The organism is Chloroflexota bacterium, assembly GCA_016219275.1.
In the GTDB taxonomy this organism is placed as follows: Bacteria; Chloroflexota; Anaerolineae; order UBA4142; family UBA4142; genus JACRBM01.
On sequence record JACRBM010000068.1, the window covers coordinates 1 to 19,031 of the forward strand.

Genomic DNA, 19,031 nt, shown 5'->3' on the forward strand with positions numbered 1-19,031 from the left:
GGCTGGAAGCCGACCGCGATTGGGCAAGAAACCCGCGCAGCGGGTTAAGTTGCCCCAAATTGAAATGCTTCCCTTGAGCCGCGCGCGCTTGACGCCAGGTTTGTTACGCTGTAGAATTTGCACAACCTTTCTTCCTTGCCTGACGACGGGCATCTGCCTTGATTGTAATTCAAGCAGATGCCTTTTTGTTTAACGGGGGTGAAGAAATGAACGCGGCGCAATCACTCTATTTGTCCAAGAATTATTTCACCAGCGGCGACCCCTTGACCTACATTCTCAAGCGCCGCTTACGGCTCAATCCATTGGTGGGAATGCTAGGGTCTATTCTCGCGATCAACCTCCCCATCATCCTAATTGCTTTCACCAACGACCTCTTGATGGATCGCAACGGGACCGGCGGCTTGCTAAACGATTATGGTTGGTGGGCATTGCAACTCACTTCACTGCCCGCGACCATTTTCTATTTTCTGTGGGCGCCCGATGGCATCCGCGCCGTCCTCCGTAAACTGATCGCGAATCGCGTCATCACTCTGCCCAGCGGCGACGAATCCGCGGAGAACGGCTACGCCGATTTCATGCGCCGCTTTGACCAAAATTATTCGCGCGGCGTCTGGGCGCTCCTCAGTCTCGTCGGCGCGTTTGTCTTTGTGGCATTCATGGTGCCCGTGTACAGAACGTTCAAGTACTGGGCGGTGCTCAATACGTTTGCATTTTGGTACATTCAATTCTTTTGGTTCGTGCTCGCGTTTCTCGTCTGCCTGCTCGTTCTGCGCTCGGTCATTGTGATTCTCTGGTTCAATCGCCTGTTCCAAGAATTTCCCGTCAATATCAAACCGCTCCACAAAGATGGCGCAGGGGGACTCGCGCCGCTCGGAAATTTCAGCGTCAAGATTGGTTATCTCGTCAGCATCTATGGCATCGCGTCCGCCGTGACGGTGCTCACACAATCCTATTTGGCGACCGGGCAACTGGGCACCGTGATCTTGAATCCTCCACTTGTAATGATGCTGGGCGCGTACTTGATCCTATCGCCGCTCGTGTTCTTTGCGCCGATCAGCATCGCCCATGCGGCGATGGATCGCGCCAAGCACGCTTTGGTCTCGCGCATCGCAAATCAATTCGAATCCGATCTCGCCGCACTCCACGCTGCACTCGACACAAACGCCGAAGAGTTGAAACAACGACTGGACAAGATCGAACAATTGCAACGCGTGCACAAACTCGTCATGCGCTTTCCGGCATGGCCCTTTAACACGGATAACCTGATTCATTTCTTGTCGTCCGTCTTGTCGCCGGTTGCGATTGCCATCATTCCCGCCGTCATCAACTTGATCGTCCGACTCACCGCACAATAGACCTGGGAAGAATCATTCTATTGAGCGGGCTGACGCGACAAACGCATTTTTGTAAATGCCCGATGGATGATCGAATCCCACGGCAAGGAGATAATACATCCGCTTATGCTTCAACTATTTGTCTTCCTCATTGCTTCGGCAATCATCGCGTACATTTCGCGCGCGTCGTTGCGCCAGCCGCGCTCGCACGGTTTTTATCGTTTCTTCGCGTGGGAATTCATCCTCGGTTTGGTCTTGCTCAATATCGAATGTTGGTTCTGCGAGCCGCTCGCATGGCATCAACTCATTTCGTGGTTGTTGTTGTGCGCGTCGGTGATTCCGCTCGTCCTCGGCGTCCAGCTTTTGCGGAGCGCCGGCAAGCCGAACGCCGCGCGCGACGATACGCCGATGTTGGCTTTTGAGAAAACGACCCAGCTCGTCACGGTGGGTGTGTACAAATACATTCGACATCCACTTTACAGTTCTCTGCTGTGGCTCAACTGGGGCGCGTTCTTCAAAGCGCCCTCCGCGCTCGGCGCATTCCTCGCGCTCGCGGCGACGATGTGCTTGACCGCGACGGCGAAAGCGGAAGAGACCGAGAACATGCGCTACTTTGGCGCGGCGTACCAAACCTATATCCAGCGAACCAAGATGTTCATTCCGTTATTATTCTGAAGATGATCCGCGCCAATAAATTTTTTCAGCTGCGAAGCGCGCGAATCCTCGCAAATTTTTATTTTGCTTCGTAAAGATTCGCGTAATTCGCGGATAAAATATTCTGTCTTTTATGCAAGAGACGCGATGCTGGGAAGATACACTATTTGCGTGACAACGCGCAGTGTGATACATTAAGCATCCTGATTTTTCTGATCAAGTAGAAGATTGGTTGTGACCCATCGGAGAAACGCGCAAGCAACGGCGCGCACCAGCCCGACCGCATCGGGCTGGATTTTATTCGCCAGACGACGACGTGATGAGAATATGAATTTTCAGAATTGGTCGTGGACCCCCGAAGGGCTAACGCCTACGCAACGCGAAAATTTCAAGCGCGTGATCATTGACGGCGCGGGCATCGGCTTTGCCAGCGCCGCGGGACCGTACTTGCCGGTCTTTCTCGCGCGACTGGATGCGACGAACTTGCAAGTCGGCTTGCTCACCGCGATGCCTTCGATTACCGGCTTGTTCATCGCCATTTTGATCGGACGCTTTTTGCAAACGCGTCGCCAAGTCGTGCCCTGGTTCAGTCGCGCGCGCCTCATGGTGATCTCGGCGTACGCGATGACCGGCATCCTCCCGTTTTTTCTGCCGAACGACCAACTCGTCACCGCGACGCTCGTCATCTGGGCGCTCGTCACATTGCCGCAGATCGTCGTCAACGTTGCGTTCTCCGTCGTGATGAATGCCGTCGCCGGACCCAAGGGACGCTACGAACTGATGAGCCGGCGTTGGTCTACGATTGGCATCACCACGGCAGTGACGATTGCCGTCGCCGGGCAAATCCTGGATCGCATTCAATTCCCGTACAACTACCAACTCGTGTTTGTCGGTTTGTCGCTCGGCGGCTTGGTCAGCTATTATTTTTCGAGTCGGATCGAATTGCCCGATCAAGAACCGCCGCCGCGCATCGCCGGGCAATCGGCGCGCGAACGCCTCGCCGGATTTGTTTCGCTCATCCGCAGTCAACCCGCGTTCGGATCGTTCATGCTCAAGCGATTTGTGTTCTTCTCCGGCACTGCGCTCGCCGCGCCGATCTTTCCACTCTATTTTGTGCGCGAGGTGCAAGCCAGTGACGCGTGGATCGGCATCATCAGCACGGTCAATGCTGGGGTGATGCTGATCGGTTATTGGTGGTGGACGCGCCAATCGAAAATGCGCGGCGGACGCTATGTATTGTTGTGGACGACGCTCGGGTTGACGCTCTATCCCACGCTCACCGCGTTCACGCGCGATGTGCATCTCATCGTGGTTTTCGCCGGCATCTCCGGCATTTTTCAAGCCGGTCTCGACCTGGTGTTCTTCGACGAATTGCTCAAGACCTTTCCCGCCAAGTACAGCGCGACGTTCGTCTCCATCGCGCAAAGTTTACAACACATGTCCACGATTGCCGCGCCGCTCGTCGGAACCTTGCTCGCCGACCAGATCGGTCTGGGTGGCGCGCTGCTCGTGAGCGCGGCGTTGCGTTTATTTGGCTTTGCGTTGTTCGCGCTCGGCGGACGCGCACCGGTCAAAACGTGATATTGCATCTTGCCTGGCTTGATGCTAAACTATGCCTGGTCCGTTCTTGCCGGAGGTTTGGACATGGACACCGTTGCCATCGTGACGGATAGCGCCGCGAGTATTCCGGAACCACTCATCCACGACCTGGGTATTCACTGGGTGCCGTACTATATCCATCGCGGCAAAGAAGTACTGCGCGACCTTGTCACCGCACAAGGCGATTCGTTTTATCAATGGCTACCCACCGCGCTGGAACTTCCCAAAACCGCGAGTCCAGGTCCGGGCGATTATTTCGAAATGTACCAATCGCTCGCCGATCAAGGCGCGCGAGAGATCGTCAGCATTCACATGACTTCGAAAGGGAGCGGCGCGTATCAAGCCGCCCTGGTCGCGCGAACGATGATCGCCGAAGCCGCGCCGAAATTACGCGTCGAGGTAATTGACACGTTGAACGTTTCGATGTGTCAGGGATGGATGGTCATCCAAGCCGCGCGTGCCGCGCTGGCTGGCAAATCGTTGCCTGAGATTGTCGCCATTGTACGCGCGCTGATCCCGATCACGCAAATGATTCAAACTGCCGACACGCTCAAATATCTTTACATGGGCGGACGGATTGGCAAAGCCAAGCATCTCGTCGGCACCTTGCTCAACATCAAGCCATTGATCGGCATGGAAAACGGAGTGATCGTCGCGCTCGGCTCGGCGCGTAGCCGCGCCAAAGCGTACGAAGCGATGGTGGATTTGATCGAGCAAGCCGTCGGCAAAAACGCGCAAATCAAAATCGCGTACATGCACGCGGCGGCAGAGGAAGAGGCGCTTAAAATCAAGCACTTGGTCGAGGATCGTTTTACGTGCGTCGAGTCGCTCGTGACGCAACTCTCGCCCGCGTTGGGAGTGCACACCGGACCAGGCACCGCCGGCGTGTGTTATTATCCGGTTTACACGTAGAGACGCCCCGGCGGGGCGTCTCTACAGAATTACCGCGCGCCCCACAGATTGCGCGCGAGCAAGATCACGCCGAGTGCAACCAGCAAGAGGGGCCAGTACGGTCCGAAGAAATTCATTCCGCCGAGGAACGCACCAAAGATCGCGAACATCACGAGACTGATAAAGACGAGCCACGCGCCAGCGCGAAAATTACGCATCGGCTCTTTGCCCAGCAAACCCATCAGCAGCGCGCCGACACCAGCAAACCCAGGAATCAGCGTCCACGCGTACGCCCAGCTCGCCCACTGATTCGTCGCATTCTGCCAGTAGAGCAATCCGCCGATACCGCTAAAAATCGCGGCGGGCATCGCAAATTCCGGTTTACGATTGACGACCGCGAGCAAAAGCCACAGCACGTCAAACGCGACGATGATGAGGGGCTAACTATAGCGCGCGTTGAACCACTCGTTCAACCCTGGCACGAATTGAACCGCGAGAAACCACACACCAAGTAAAATCATAATCAATCCACCTACGACGCTCGATCTGTTTCGTTGATCCATTTTTCCTCCACGCGCGATTTGTTTTCGATTATAAGTCAGAATTCCGTTTTCACCAAGCATTATTTCACACCCACGACTAGCGCCAGGTCGTTTTATTTGTCATTTCGAGCGCAGCGAGAAATCCCTCACCTCGGACAAGGGCGAGATTTCTCGTCGCGAAAAGCGCTCCTCGAAATGACAACCTTGGAGACAAAATGGCACGCATCGTTTTTATGGGCACACCCGATTTCGCCGTTCCCGTGCTCGACGCGCTCACGCGCACCGCGCACGCGGTCGTCGGCGTGTTCACGCGTCCCGATCAACCGGCTGGGCGCGGCAAGCAATGGCACTCGTCGCCGATCAAACAACTCGCGCAGGAACGCGGACTCGCGATTTTCCAACCGCCCACACTTCGCAAGCCGGAATTCAGCGCGCCGCTGCGCGAACTTGCGCCGGATGTGATCATCGTCGCGGCGTACGGATTGATTCTTCCGCCGGACGTACTCGCAATTGCGCCGCGCGGATGCATCAACACGCACGCCTCACTCTTGCCGCGTCATCGCGGCGCTGCGCCGATTGCCGCCGCGATTCTCGCCGGCGATACGGAAACTGGGATTACATTGATGCAGATGGACGCGGGACTGGACACCGGCGCGATTCTCGCGCAACGCGCGATCCCGATTGCGGATGATGACACGACCGGCACGCTCACGCCGAAACTCGCGCGCCTCGCCGCCGAGTTGATGATCGAGACTCTGCCGCGCATCCTCGCCGGCGACATCACACCGCGCCCCCAGGACGAATCACGCGCGACGATGTTCAAGACGATCAAGAAAGAGGAAGGGCGGATTGATTGGACGCATCCGGCAATCGAGATCGCGCGGCGCGTCCGCGCGTTCAATCCTTGGCCCTCGGCGTTCACGTTTTGGAATGGCGTGCAGTTGAAAATTCTGCGCGCGCACGCCATTGAATCGCGAACGAACAGCGAACCTGGGCGCGTGATGAAACTCAAGGAAGGAATCGCAATAGCAGCCGGGAATGGCATCCTCATTCTGGACGAGATTCAACTAGCCGGCAAACGCGCGATGGAAATCGAGGAATTCGTGCGAGGACAGAGAACCTTTATTGGTTCGGTGGTTGGATAGATGAGTCGTTGAATCGTTGCACCGTTGGTTTGCCGACGAATCGCTCAATAACCCAACGAACCATCAAACTATTGCACTATCGCACTATTTTGTAGACAGTCATATTCGCCCCGCCCATCTCGCGCGTGAGCGCACAGTTCGTTTGATACGCGGGAACGAAACGCGAGTCGTGTGCAAGCATCGGATACCAGTCGGGAAAAAATATGGCGTACTGCGTATTGCGTGAGAACATGAAATCGCGCAAACGATTTTCATCGCGCAAAAACGGAATCACCTCCGGCGAGACGAGACCGGCGAGATCAATGAACGGTCGGTCGTAGACATACCCCAGCGCGCCAATGTCATGCGCGGCAATGCGCGCATCGCGCGGCGCATTGTCCGCGACCCAGCGCGCACTCCGCATCATCTCGCACTCGATCACCGCAACATCTGTTGTGTATGCCCCCGCACCCATCAGCCAAAACACACCCAGTGTCACGGCAATCGAAATTCCCCACGCGCGATTCAACACGCGCAGACGAATTTTCTCAAACAGCATCGCCGTCCCCGCAATACCGTACACCACGATGAACGGAATCACCGGCATTTCGTACCGTCCGTGCTGATAGTCCACCGGCAAACGCATCGCGTACAGCGTCGGCAGAAGTACGATCCATGCGACCGGTGCGAGCGTCTGCCACCGTCGTTCGCGTACGAATCGCGCGATCACAAACACCACGCCAGGTAACAGCAAAATCTGCGCGCCAACCCAGGGTGTAATCAGCAACTTGCTCCACAAAATAATGAACGGCGTTTGCGCGAATAATTCGGCGTACTCGACATTCTTGGCGTAAAACGTGTTGGGCAGAATCGTTCCGGTGATTGCCACGTTGAAAATCAAGTACGGCGCGAGGAATAGCGCGAGACCGATTGCGAAAAACGTGAGGCGTGTTGCAAATTGCGAATTGCAAATTGCGAATTGCGAAATGACGGCGATGAGCGCGGCAAAAACGATCCCTTCGGGACGCGTCAGGGTGAGCGCCCCCGCGAGCACACCGAGAAAAAATGGATGCGCGTTGGCAAGCGCGCGTTCGACCAACCAAAGCGCGAGAAAAACGAACAGCAGAATTTCCATCCCGCTGACCGCGCTCCACACCAGGTGCCACTCGAAGAGAGTGAACAGTGAACAGTGAACGGTGAACAGTGAATCAGGAAAAATCCGGCGAGCGAGACGCGCCATCCAAAACGCCGAGGCACCCAGCAACAGCGCGCCAAGCAGGTACGTCCACACGCGCGCGTCCATGCGTAACGCGTATCCGAGTGAGAGGAGAATCGTCCACAGAGGTGAGGTAGAACCCGCGCTCGGTTGTCCGGGGAAAAACGCAAACTCGCCGCGCGTACCGAGATTGCGCGCATAGACCTGATGAATCCACGCGTCGTCGAGCGGAAAACCGGATACGCCGCGCCACGCAGCGAACGCGAGATACATTGCCGCGCTGGTAAATGCGAGAACGACGAAGACGACATCGCGCCGGTTCATCGCGTCATCCCGCCGGACGCAACGCGCGACCGACTAGAAATCCGAGCGGCAACGCGGTGAGAATGCTCAATGCCGCGACAATAATCATCGCCGCGAGCGTGTCGCGCGCTGATTCCACCATCGCACTTTCGCTTTGCAAAACAACGACCGTCCATGAGTTTGTGCGTAGACGACGCGTCCCCGCGTGGATCGTCTTGCCGTCCGCCTCAGCGTAGACGATTGGGGTTGACCGTCCGCGACTGATTTCATCGCGCAACAGCGCCAGATTCGTCGCGCGAATCTGGGTAACCTCCGCGCCGTACTTTCTTTGCGCCAACGCGCGGGTCATCGCGTCTGCCGTCATCGGCGCAAGCACGACGAACGTTTGCGGTTTGGTCGTGTGATCTACCACACGGACCCCGTCGTCATCAACCAGCAAGACATCCGTAAACGTTCCCAGCGTCGAACCCAATTCTTCCGCCGAGATTCGCAACACGAGCGCGCCGGCAACGTCGCCCGCGTTGTTGAGGATCGGCGCGCCATAGTACGTCGAAATCTCGCCGAAATCGCGCGCGGGCACGGACGCGAACAACTGTCCGCGCATCGGCTCGCGAACGAACGCGCGCTCACCCCAATCTGCCAGCATCGAATCATCCGTCGTCATCGCGACGCGACCGTTCACATCCACGATACTCGCCGCGCGAATGTGGTCGTCCGCCGCGACGATGGCGCGCAATTCTTCGCGCGCGACCGGACCGCGCGTCAAACGACCCACCGTATCGGACGCGGCGAACGCGCGCAACGAGGGCAACGCGGCAAAGGTAAAGGTTTCGATCATCCGCGCCTGCAAGGTACGATCCACCGCGTCCGCGATGAATGCCGCGCGCGTCATCAACTCGCGATCTGCGGTCACGATAGCGCGCGCGCGATTATCGGCGTACAGTTGAAAGATCGCGGCGTTGAGGATGATGCTGCCGAACAGCAACGTAATCCCTAGCCCAAGCAGGCGCGGGTCTAGTTTCATTTGGCGCACCGATTCGTTAACGTGTCATTCGCACTAGCAACCATCAGGGTATGATCTCGAACAACTTGGTCGTGCGGCTCATCCCGTCGCGAAACTCGGCGATGGGCGACAAGCCAGGGATGGTCGTTTTGCCGCGATAGAGATCGCGCAACGACGATGGGTGATCGAATTGCAGGACAAGATACCGCGCACCGTACCGTTTCGCCGCGACAAAAATCGCATCCACATTATCCGTCGGCGTAACAATCGCGCGGCGATGCGTGACGTTGAAAAAATTTGGCGGGTCCACGACCATCACCACGTCATCCGCGCGCGCGTGTTGATCGAGCCACCGCCCGATGGAGGCGTACTCGGCATCGCGTTGATTCCACGCCGGAATGTTACCAGTACCGCCAACTAGCGCGCCCGCGTACAGATAGACACTGAACAGCGCGGCAATCGCGACAAAACCCCACCGGAAAACCAACGCGGCTTGTGTCGCATTCCACGCGCGGCGACGACGCGTAATCCACTGCACCGCCGCGTCAATGCCCGGCGGTGCGAGCACCGCAAAGAAAGGCACGAGCGCCGCGCCTGAATGAAACACGGTACCGCGCCAACTCGGAAAGGTAAACACGAACGTCATTACGAGGAACAGTACCAGCGTGTGCAACGCAAACGGAATCACTTCGACGCGGTGACGCGCGCGCCAACCTCCGATCACCATCAACGGTGCGAGGAACAGAATCGGACTGGAGAATAGGAAAATGAAAAAATTCTGCAACGCCGCGTTCACTTTCGAGCCGAGAATGTTACCCAGTCCCCACGCGACATAGCGCGCCGGCATGAGATCGTCCGCGTAGCGAAACAGTTCATCATAGTTTGTCAGCCAAACCGTTTTTGCACCGGCACTGGGGAGCGGTGCGCCAAGTACGGTCAGGTTCCGGGCGAACCAGGGGAACATGACGAGCAAGTAGGCAAGTGAACAGTAAACAGTAAACAGTAGAACAGAACGAATAGTGCGCGTGGGTTTATGTAGAACAAGCGCAAGCGGCGCGATGGCGAGGAGCAAAACCCCATCGGCGCGCGCGAGATGGCTCAGCCCGGCAAGAATCCCGGCGATCACCCAATCGCGCGCGTTCATCTGTTCGATGCCACGTGCGATGAAAAAGAGACACGCGCTTGCGGTTACTGCGTAGACGGTGAAATTATCCGGGCTAACCCAGTAGATCGTATAGAATCCGCTGAACAAGGTAAAGAGCGCGGCAGACCAAGCATAGTCGTCCCGCGAAAAGATTTTCCGGCTAAGGTAGAACGCGAACAAGGGCAAGAGCGACGACAAGAGCATGAACGGAATTTGCGCGATGCGATACGAGACACCAAAGAGCATGAACAGCGGCGCAATGAGTAACGCGGGCAAGGGCATCCAGTACGCATTGCTCGGATGGGGCAAGCCGGCAGGTTGATCGAGATAATTCCAAATGATCTCTTCGGCAAAGCCGCGCCCGCGCGCGAGTTGTTCCGCGATGTGAAGTGTGTACGACGCGTCCATATACCCGGCTTGCTCAAGCGGTAACGCAGTGGCAACGCGGAACGCGAGTGCAATCAAAAAGAGAACGATGTAAGGTCGAGTTTGTTTCATCAGCGCACCCGGAAAATAGAAACTTGGGTGTTGGCGTAGACACGTTCCAGAAAATTCACGGGGCTGGCATCGAATTGATTTACGGCGTCAACCCACACGTATTCGACACGATAGCGCGCCAAAAAATCGCGTCGCCACGCATCATCCGCCGTGCCGAAAAATTTCTCCGTCTCGTCAAATTTCTTTTGCCAGTCCACCGTCTCCGCCCAATGTCCAATAACTACACGATTGCCCGCGCGCGCGGCTATATAATTGCCCACCTCGTACGAACCCAGCACGACTTGGTCACGCGCGGTATTCGCCCGCAACCATACGACCGCGTCCAACTCAGCCCGTGGACGAAAGAGCGGATATGGTCGTTCAACCGCGGCAGTGAGTGATGCACTCGCCAACACATAGAGGTTCGACAGACTGATCACGAGCAAGAACAGCACGATGAGCAAACGTTCCAACCCGGCGACCGAATAGTTTGGTCGCGCGGCGAGCCAATGAAACGCGCGCGTGCGCGCAACACGCGGCAAGACTACCTCAACGAACCCGACCGCCGCAAGCATCGCGAGCGGAATGTGCAACCCTTGCACAAAACGCCGTTGCGGATTTAGCGGCGCGTACACCAACAATCCTGCCGCGATAATCCACACCCACGACAATCCAAATTCGGCGCGACGCGGCAAGGTGAGCAGAGCCAATGCGATCATCACGCCGTACGCGACGAGATAGTGCGGCAGGGGCGGCGAGAGCGTTATCGCATGCGCGTCCCAGGCGCGCATCACTGGATTTGTCGCGAGTGTGACTGCATAGTACACCAACAATGGCATCGGCACAAGCAGGGACACCGCGGCGAACAACGCTTGCCGCCACAGAATTTGCCGCGCACGCACGACGAGCATCAGCCAATACAGTCCGGTGACCGCGACGACGAGATAGATCAAAAACGGATAAACTATCGCCAGCGCGAGATTCGCCGCGCCGGCAACGAACGTGTTCCTCGGACTTGAGCACACAAACGCGCAGTGCATCGCGCTCAAACTTGCAAGAATCAACGTCGTGCCCAACGCGACGTGTGGAAACGTGAGCGCGGTGAAAAAGAGATGCGCCTCCGGCATTTTGAAATCCACCGGGAACGCACCGAGCCAGTACGGTTGATTGAGTAGGAACAAGACCCAAGCCAAGCCCGAACCAAAGAGCGCGAGCAGATACGCCGTCCAGCGTGTACGCGAATCATGTAAAAACCTCGCGATGAACCCGAACGTCGCGAGAAACAAGAGCACATCGCACACCACACGCGCCGCGTGCCACATCGTTTCAAGCGATAGACCAAGCACGCGCGCGAGATGCCCCAGTCCGAGATAGAATCCGCCGAGAAACGCGGGCACGTGTTCTTCAGTAGTGAACGGAATCGAGTAGAGCCAGTTTCCGTCGTACCCCTGCAACATTTTGGCAAAGTAACTCTGTGCGTCTTCAGGATTCATCAGAATGCCGGTGAATACCGCGTCTCGAGGCGCAAGCGCGTAACCAAGCGCGTACGGAAATTGTACGAGTACAGTCGCCGTCAATGAAACAAGCACCGCGAGCAACCATTTGCGACGCGGGATCATCACGCCGCTTTTCTCGCCCACTGCCCACTCGCGCAATAATCTCAAGTACATACCTCCCTGCATCCACTGGTTTGGCGCAAACGCGCGATCCGCCAGAGAGAAACCATCCAGAGGAGAAGCACACCGTAAAACGGCATAGCAACCAGCCATGGTGAATACAAAGCTTCGACATGGAGGATATAAAGTACACGCACAGCATTTATCAGAATGTAACTGAACACCATCCCGATGACGAATCTGAATGAAAACGCGAGAATTACTTCTCTAAGAAGGATCACAAAAGGCAGGAATAATAAGACAAGTGTGCTCCACCATGTAATTGTCGTTACCAATAGCAGCGTAAGAAGTACAGCCGCCCATTCAACTGCGAATTCATTCAAATGGCGAACGCGCGCGATGCAGAGCCCCGTAACAAGCCCCAGGATTGATCCGATTGACAGTGTCAATCCATTCAACCATGCCGCAGGTAATTCAAAACGACTCAGAAAACCATATAGCGACTGGTTATCCACATTCGTAAAGATAGTGATGCTACGGAAAACCTGGGTCGCGTAACGCACATCCATGATCCATTCTCGTCCCGTCAAGCCAAGAAACAGACCGTTAGCACTGAGAACGATGACACTCGTGCCCACCGCCCAACCGACAACCCAGTATTGTCTTTTCCAGAAATACCATGCCAACAATCCCAACGGGAAAACTTTCAAAAGTATGGCAAGCGACAGCGCGCTACCCGCAATTGCACTACGGCGTTGTTGACCCGCTACAAAAGCCGCAGCCAGGAGAAACAAGACCCCAATGTTCATCTGACCAACACGGAGCGAAATGATGGTCGGGGCAGCCAGAGCAAATAGGATAATGAGCCACGGATAGTAGAGTCCCAGCAACCGGCGCAGATCAAGAGCACGGGTTACCAACACCAGACTCGATACCAAAAACACAAGGTTAAGCGAATTCCATACACGTGCAGCATCTTCAATCGAAAGTCTGCTCAGCGGCATCAGTACAACCGCGAGTAGAGACGGATAAACGTACAACGTGCCATCTATTGGCAACCCCAATGCTTGCATCTCACGTTCATGCAATGCCGTCGAGTAAATATCCTCCTTGCCTACCAGCAAACGCGCCGCGATATAATACGCCTTGAAATCAGCGCCGCCCAATCCACCGCGCGAGTAATCTACAGGATCCACAAGTGCCATGCGGAGATAGAACGGAAAGAGCACAAGGAGAATAATCACCCAGAGGCTCCAGTTGAGTAGGCGCTTGGGTGGAACTATCTCGCGCAGTGATTTTGACTTGTGATTGGCAATACTCTTCATCATCCCCTCCGCCTCTACAACGCATATTGCATAGCCAAGCACAAAACAAATTAACGCGTCGGATTACGATACACAGTAAAATGTCCGGCGCGAAAAGCGACATCCCAATTAGCAAACCCGTTCAATAATGATGTGGTCGCCGTAATTTTTTCGGTCGCCCAAATTTCCCACATCGGGTCTACAACAGCAAAGCGCGCATTCGCCGGTGTCGGATCGAACACAAAACGCGCCGGCTCAATGGGCGTGGGGTAATTGTCAGTGGGAAAACCCTGATACGACAATGTTTGCTGGAAATCCGCGACGCGCGCGCGCAACGCCCAACCGATCTGCGGTGACGCAATGACAACATCCTCAGGACGCGCATGGGCGTTCACAAAATCAATCGCCGCGAGGGCATCAGGTAATGGCACTGCGAGCACCGAATCAATACGCGTGGGCGCAACAATCGGCGTCCGCAAAAACACTGCTACGCCGTCAAAAAAGAGCACATCTATAACGACCAGCCAAACAAAAATCGAAACACTTAGCAATTTGGTAGTACGAACAACTCTTGTATGTCGTCGCAACCACTCCCAATTCGAGAGTAATGTATCCACATCAGCCGCAACCATTTGCGCCACCCGCGGCACAGCGCGCCAGAGCAACACTACGATACCGAGCGCCATGAATGGTACGAGTCCCAAAATCCGATAAAAACCGAGTTCGGCAATCGCACTAAAGCGCAAGACAAAGAACAGCGCCACGAAAAAGAGGAACAAGACTAGCGCGCGCACACGGCGCGGCTCAATAAGAAACAAGCCCATGATACTCGGCAACATCCACGCGTTCGATTCCAGAAGAGTAGCATAGTTGAACGAAGCCATCACAAATTGCGCGAGGAGTGAAGTCTCGGTACGCGAAAAGGTCAAGGCAAAATCCTGCACAAATGACGCCGGCGCGGCAACGTACGAGACGAGCAAAAACCCAGTAGGTAAACTTAGTGCGAGTGGAACACTCCAGAGCAAGGCGCGGCGCTGATAAAACCATCCTACAGCGAAAAAGCAGAACACAAGCGCAACCGCGACCCAGGTTGTCAGAATCGCCAGCGCGGTCACACTTGCCGCAAGGAAAAGCCAACGTGCGCGACGCGTTTCGATCAAACGCAACAACGCCCAGAAAAAAAAGGTGAAGAATGGCATCAACAGGTTGTACGCAAATGCCCAGCGATTGTAGAGAACCGCAAAGGGGAAAACAGCAAAACATGCCGCCACCGCCAATGCTTGCCACCGCCCCAAAGAATCTTTGAATACAAAAAACAGCAACGGGATCGTCGCCAATCCGGCGAACGCGGCAACTCCGCGCGCGACCAGAATATCGGAGCCAAAAATCCAAAACAGCGCGACGCAGATGAGATGATACAACGGCGCGCGCGCAGCGACCAACAACGTCCCGCCAACCGCAAAGTATTGAAATCGCCCTTGTGCCAAATTCAATGCGATGTTCAGATCGCTGCCCTCGTCGGGATACCAACCTGGAGAGGTTCGCAGATTGACGAAACGGAGATACGTACCAATCAGCAGGATAAATCCTAGCAATGCAAAGGTAACCACTGTGGTTTTGCGAGAATCAATCATGTTGAGTGACCTCCGACAAAGACCTCACATCCTCATTGGTCAATATCCCAATTACAAAGAGCGTGAGGATAAAACCGATGTGGCTATCATTCAAGGAATGGGAAAAAAAAGCTATCACAGCGATCAGGAATGCATACCCTAACCACATCTGAGATAGAGTATCATGCGTGTGTTGCCTCCACATCAACAATCCCAACAAGGGCAATCCGATGATCCATTGCAAGACTTCAGAAGGTGAACGAACCGCACCTAGTGGAATCAATCCAACCTGCTTGATGAGGATATTAAAACCATAACCATGAATGGGATAAGGCGCGAATTGAGATGTCCCATTCTGATAATTCCACACATCATCAATAAACGTGGCTGGGTCCCACACGAAAAAGGGGACGATAATTAAGGCGACCACAAGTGCCAGTGGCAATAAACGACACGCTCTACGAATCGTGTGTAGCCCGAGCCAGGTCTTGAAAATTGTCGCTTCAGGTCGGAGCAGATAGATCGTGTAAAAAGGAATGAGAAACCATGCAGTCAACTTGCTGGCACACGCCAAACCTATCGCAACGCTGGACAGCCATTCATACTTACGGCGAAGCAAGTGCACTCCAAGCACAAGCCAAAAGAGTACAAAAACATCGTTACGTCCCTCAATCAAGTAGGGCGTGAAAAAGGGATTCAACGCCACAAAGAACAACAGCGCGTATTTCTTGGGCCGGTTAGTTACCCACTGAGCGAGCATTCCCATCACCGCAACGAACATGGGCAGAAAAATTATTCGCCCATCAAACCAACCCAAGAGCGCATTGGACAGTAGAAAAAAAGGGGCAGTGAACAAGAAGAAAAATGGCAGATATGGATTGTGGTACAACGCTGGATTGATCGCTACCCCTTCAATCTCAAAATGCCACTGTGCCATAGGTGTCTGGGTATAATCTTCAAGGTATGGATTCCTGCCCGACAAGAGAAACTGAGTTGCCTGTTCGGTTTGAATTAGTCCATCGTGAACAAATTGATGCGGAGCGGAGGCGCGCCGCAACAGAATCGCACCGACCGTAGCGCCAACAATAAACAAACCAATGACCAGCGTCAGCACAAAGAATTTCGTCATCTCCTCATAGCGTCGCGCCAAGAATTGATCGGCGAACAAATACACCAGAAGAAAAACAAAGAAAATCGAAACCACCGCTGGGGTATCATGGTAAACCATGCCATACCCAACGAACATCGCGATAAAGACCCACGCGTCTATACCAAAACCATTAGAGTGAGACCGATCGTTTTCGCGAGCCATGGCTTCTGATCCACCTATCCTGGCGTCCGATACAAAAACAAATAAATGCCCTGAAACTCAAACGCGGCAAGCCGCCCATAGCGCGCATCGAATTCATCTACGCGCGATTGTTGATACGCCTCGCTGTGATCCAACGCGACGACGAGCCAGATTCGCGCAGCCCCGGCGACAAGCGCCTCGCGTTCTCTGGGTTCCAATCCAGCCACATAACCCGATTGCGCGCGCGTCGTCGCTGCGACATACGCTGGGTCGCCGGCGAGATATTGTTGCGGAATTGCCGGCGCATAGTACGTAAACGCGAGCGTGCTCCAATCGCTCGTGTGAATGACCACATCACCGGGTTGCCAGCGCGCCGCGAGTTCGTGCGCCGCTTGACACATCGGTGGTTTTTGTGATGACGGGTCGAGATAATAATTGCCTAGCGCCACAACCAGCAACAGTGCGCCGATTGCTAACGCGATGCGCTCGAGCCAGCGCGGTCGTTGTGTCCAAACCCAAGCCCAAATCAGAAACAGTCCGAACGTAGACGCAATCAACACGCGCTCGATATAGACCGGGCGAATCAGCGAAATGGCGAGCAACATGACAGGCGGCGTGAGCGAAATGGCGAGCGCAAGTTGCAACGCCACGCGATCACGCGGCGTCACTGCTTCGCGCGCCAGCGCGCGCAAGACCCAGTAAAAGCCAAACATAAAAAGGAGCAACACCACCGGCATCCCAATCGGCACAAGCATCGGCGGCAACGCCGTGTTAAAGTTTACCACGTATGGTGTCCGGAGCAAATTCAATAAAGTGGATGGAGGATTCCAAAAACCACTCAACACGCGATTCATTTGTTGTGCCATCACGAAAAGCCAAGGCGCAAACAACACGATCACAATGCCGTGCGCGAAAACCCAGCCGCGCCAGCGCGTCCGCCGTGCGCGCCAATGCGACACCACAAACATATTGAGCGCGATTAAATTTAGTACCGCGAGACTGTGCGAGTAGAACGCGAGCGTCTGACACACACCGAACATCACCCAGTCGCCGCGCCGATCATCCAGCCACGCGCGGTAGAAAAAATAAATTGCCGCGAGCTGGCACAACGCGAGGAGCGTATACATCCGCGCTTCTTGTGCGTACGCGATGTGAAACGGATTTGTCGCCAACAACAACGTCGCGACATTCGCCACACGCGCCGAATCGAACATGCGGCGCGTGAGCAGATAGAATAGTGGAATCGCCGCGATGCCGCATAACGCCGACACACTCCGCACGGCTGTTTCATCCGTGCCGAATTGCAAAGCGACCTTCAAGAGCAAGTTGAACAACGGTGGATTCGTGTCGCCCTGCATCGTGCCGACGATCACCTGCGCCCAATCCCGTCGCGCCACAAAGACACTGAACAACTCGTCGAGCCACAAACTCTGTGCGCCCAGCCCAACGAGACGCAGCGTCGCGCCGAGCAAGGTCCATCCTGCAAGCCAGACCAGTCCCTTGTCCGCGCGACGAAACGCGTCCATCATCCCACCCACCCCCACAGCACGAATTGCGCAACAAGATACAAGTGCAACGGAAACGACAGGTACAACACGGTACGATTGACCCAGGGGTTCGTACCCCACGCGCCCCAAGTCATCCACATCGGAAACAGCGCGAGCGCGTACCGTGTCATGCTGACGAGTGGCTGAGTCGTCGTCATGCGAAACAAGGGCGCGAGAAACATCAACATGACGAACAGACCATACGCACGCGGCATGCGTCGCCACACAAACACAGTCATTATCACCAAGCCAATTGTTACGAACAGATTGAGCATATCCACCAAACTGGCTTGACCTCGCGCAAACAACGCCAACATCGCCGCGACGTTTTCCCACGGCGTCACAAAGCGCGCATGGAGTTCGCCTTCATAACTCGTGATGAGCGAAAGATTGGTGAACGCGAGGAATGTCGCGGCAGCAAGCGGGATCAACACGAGTGGCAAGAAATGTAAGACATACGATGTGATTCGGGTTGCGGGTTGCGTACTTCGCCACGCCAAATAAAGCAACGGCACAATCAGCAAGACGCCTTGCAAACGCGTCAGTGCGGCAAGCGCGGCGACGAGCGACGCCAACCACCAGCGGTTACGTTGTGCGAATGTAAATGCAGCGAGCGTGAAAAATAAAAACAGCGATTCGGTGTACGCGGCGAACAGAAAAAAGCCGGTCGGAAAAACCAGGAGATACACCACCGCGCGACACGCACTCGCATCGTCAAAGAGCTGTGCGGTGAGACGATAGAACAATACGAGTACACCGATCAGTGCAAGATTCGACACGAGCAACGTAGCAAGCATCGCGTTGCCGACGAGCACAGTCACGATGCGAATCAATAGTGGATAGATTGGCAAATAGACCGTACTCCCGTCCGATGCGTACCCACGCGCGGCAATTGCGAGAAACCAATTCGTGTCAAACCTCTGCCAAACCGCGAGCCACACGTTCGATTCCGGCGAAACATCGCGATACGGAAAAATGTCTTCCGCCGTGTACGGCGATGCATTCAACGCACGGCCGGCGGACACGCCCCGCACTGCGCGCCCCTCGCGCAGTGACCACACACTCACCGTTTGCGCATCCACTACTGTCCCTGGTTCGCCCGCGCGAAACGTCAATACCTCGCCATCCACCTCGCGCGAGTAGACGTACCGTGTGGACGATTGCACGTCGAACACCGCGAGCGTCGGCGCGCCAAACAGATCGAGATTCTGCACCACAACCGGCACGAGGAGCGACACGACAAACGCCCACGCGCTCAACGCGACACGCATCGCCATGAACACACCGAGCGCAAATTTCCACGCGGGATCGAGCGCGCACATTTTTATCACCGCCGCTATAGCCGTTGCTCGTACGCTAGAATTTTCGGAAAT

At 55.4% G+C, this 19,031-nt stretch carries 15 protein-coding genes; 5 read left to right on the forward strand and 10 right to left on the reverse strand.

Annotated elements, in window-relative coordinates:
* The first annotated feature begins 206 nt into the window (after nt 1–206).
* The 4 genes from HY868_19415 (at nt 207) to HY868_19430 (ending at nt 4,499) form a co-directional block, all read left to right on the forward strand.
* Complete coding sequence (locus HY868_19415) at nt 207–1,355, forward strand: ABC transporter ATP-binding protein (protein MBI5304311.1); 1,149 nt, start codon at nt 207–209, stop codon at nt 1,353–1,355.
* Between the two features lie 66 nt (nt 1,356–1,421).
* Nucleotides 1,422–2,009, forward strand: a complete 588-nt coding sequence (locus HY868_19420) for an isoprenylcysteine carboxylmethyltransferase family protein (protein ID MBI5304312.1) — start codon at nt 1,422–1,424, stop codon at nt 2,007–2,009.
* A gap of 213 nt (nt 2,010–2,222) precedes the next feature.
* Nucleotides 2,223–3,569: an MFS transporter gene (locus HY868_19425; protein ID MBI5304313.1), complete on the forward strand. Its 1,347-nt coding sequence runs from the start codon at nt 2,223–2,225 to the stop codon at nt 3,567–3,569.
* Nucleotides 3,570–3,632: 63 nt separating this feature from the next.
* On the forward strand, nt 3,633–4,499 hold the full coding sequence (locus tag HY868_19430) for a DegV family protein (protein ID MBI5304314.1): 867 nt from the start codon (nt 3,633–3,635) through the stop codon (nt 4,497–4,499).
* A 29-nt stretch (nt 4,500–4,528) separates the two neighbouring features.
* Here HY868_19430 and HY868_19435 read toward each other — a convergent pair whose 3' ends face one another.
* Nucleotides 4,529–4,894, reverse strand: a complete 366-nt coding sequence (locus tag HY868_19435; GenBank protein MBI5304315.1) for a hypothetical protein — start codon at nt 4,892–4,894, stop codon at nt 4,529–4,531.
* Nucleotides 4,895–5,235: 341 nt separating this feature from the next.
* On the opposite strand from HY868_19435, the gene HY868_19440 reads away from it, so the two are divergent.
* A complete protein-coding gene (locus HY868_19440) occupies nt 5,236–6,165 on the forward strand; it encodes a methionyl-tRNA formyltransferase (protein ID MBI5304316.1) in 930 nt (309 codons plus the stop codon).
* 76 nt (nt 6,166–6,241) lie between these two features.
* On the opposite strand, the gene HY868_19445 is transcribed toward HY868_19440, so the two are convergent.
* Genes HY868_19445 through HY868_19485 form a run of 9 tightly spaced genes read right to left on the reverse strand, consistent with a single transcriptional unit; the run spans nt 6,242 to nt 18,980 of the window.
* Nucleotides 6,242–7,684 (reverse strand): hypothetical protein, encoded by a 1,443-nt coding sequence (locus tag HY868_19445; protein ID MBI5304317.1) that lies wholly within the window; start codon nt 7,682–7,684, stop codon nt 6,242–6,244.
* A gap of 4 nt (nt 7,685–7,688) precedes the next feature.
* Complete coding sequence (locus HY868_19450) at nt 7,689–8,687, reverse strand: cache domain-containing protein (protein MBI5304318.1); 999 nt, start codon at nt 8,685–8,687, stop codon at nt 7,689–7,691.
* A 43-nt stretch (nt 8,688–8,730) separates the two neighbouring features.
* Complete coding sequence (locus HY868_19455) at nt 8,731–10,308, reverse strand: glycosyltransferase family 39 protein (GenBank protein ID MBI5304319.1); 1,578 nt, start codon at nt 10,306–10,308, stop codon at nt 8,731–8,733.
* Nucleotides 10,308–11,957, reverse strand: coding sequence for a hypothetical protein (locus tag HY868_19460; protein ID MBI5304320.1), 1,650 nt, complete (start codon nt 11,955–11,957; stop codon nt 10,308–10,310). The genes HY868_19455 and HY868_19460 overlap by 1 nt, the downstream gene beginning before the upstream one ends.
* Nucleotides 11,948–13,228: a DUF2029 domain-containing protein gene (locus HY868_19465; protein MBI5304321.1), complete on the reverse strand. Its 1,281-nt coding sequence runs from the start codon at nt 13,226–13,228 to the stop codon at nt 11,948–11,950. The genes HY868_19460 and HY868_19465 overlap by 10 nt, the downstream gene beginning before the upstream one ends.
* A gap of 50 nt (nt 13,229–13,278) precedes the next feature.
* The gene (locus HY868_19470) at nt 13,279–14,841 is read right to left on the reverse strand and encodes a glycosyltransferase family 39 protein (protein ID MBI5304322.1); all 1,563 of its coding nucleotides are present in this window, start codon (nt 14,839–14,841) and stop codon (nt 13,279–13,281) included.
* The gene (locus HY868_19475; GenBank protein ID MBI5304323.1) at nt 14,834–16,132 is read right to left on the reverse strand and encodes a DUF2029 domain-containing protein; all 1,299 of its coding nucleotides are present in this window, start codon (nt 16,130–16,132) and stop codon (nt 14,834–14,836) included. Before HY868_19475 ends, HY868_19470 begins: the two co-directional genes overlap by 8 nt.
* Nucleotides 16,133–16,146: 14 nt before the next feature.
* Nucleotides 16,147–17,637, reverse strand: a complete 1,491-nt coding sequence (locus HY868_19480) for a glycosyltransferase family 39 protein (GenBank protein MBI5304324.1) — start codon at nt 17,635–17,637, stop codon at nt 16,147–16,149.
* Nucleotides 17,637–18,980, reverse strand: coding sequence for a glycosyltransferase family 39 protein (locus HY868_19485; GenBank protein MBI5304325.1), 1,344 nt, complete (start codon nt 18,978–18,980; stop codon nt 17,637–17,639). The genes HY868_19480 and HY868_19485 overlap by 1 nt, the downstream gene beginning before the upstream one ends.
* Nucleotides 18,981–19,031 lie beyond the last annotated feature (51 nt).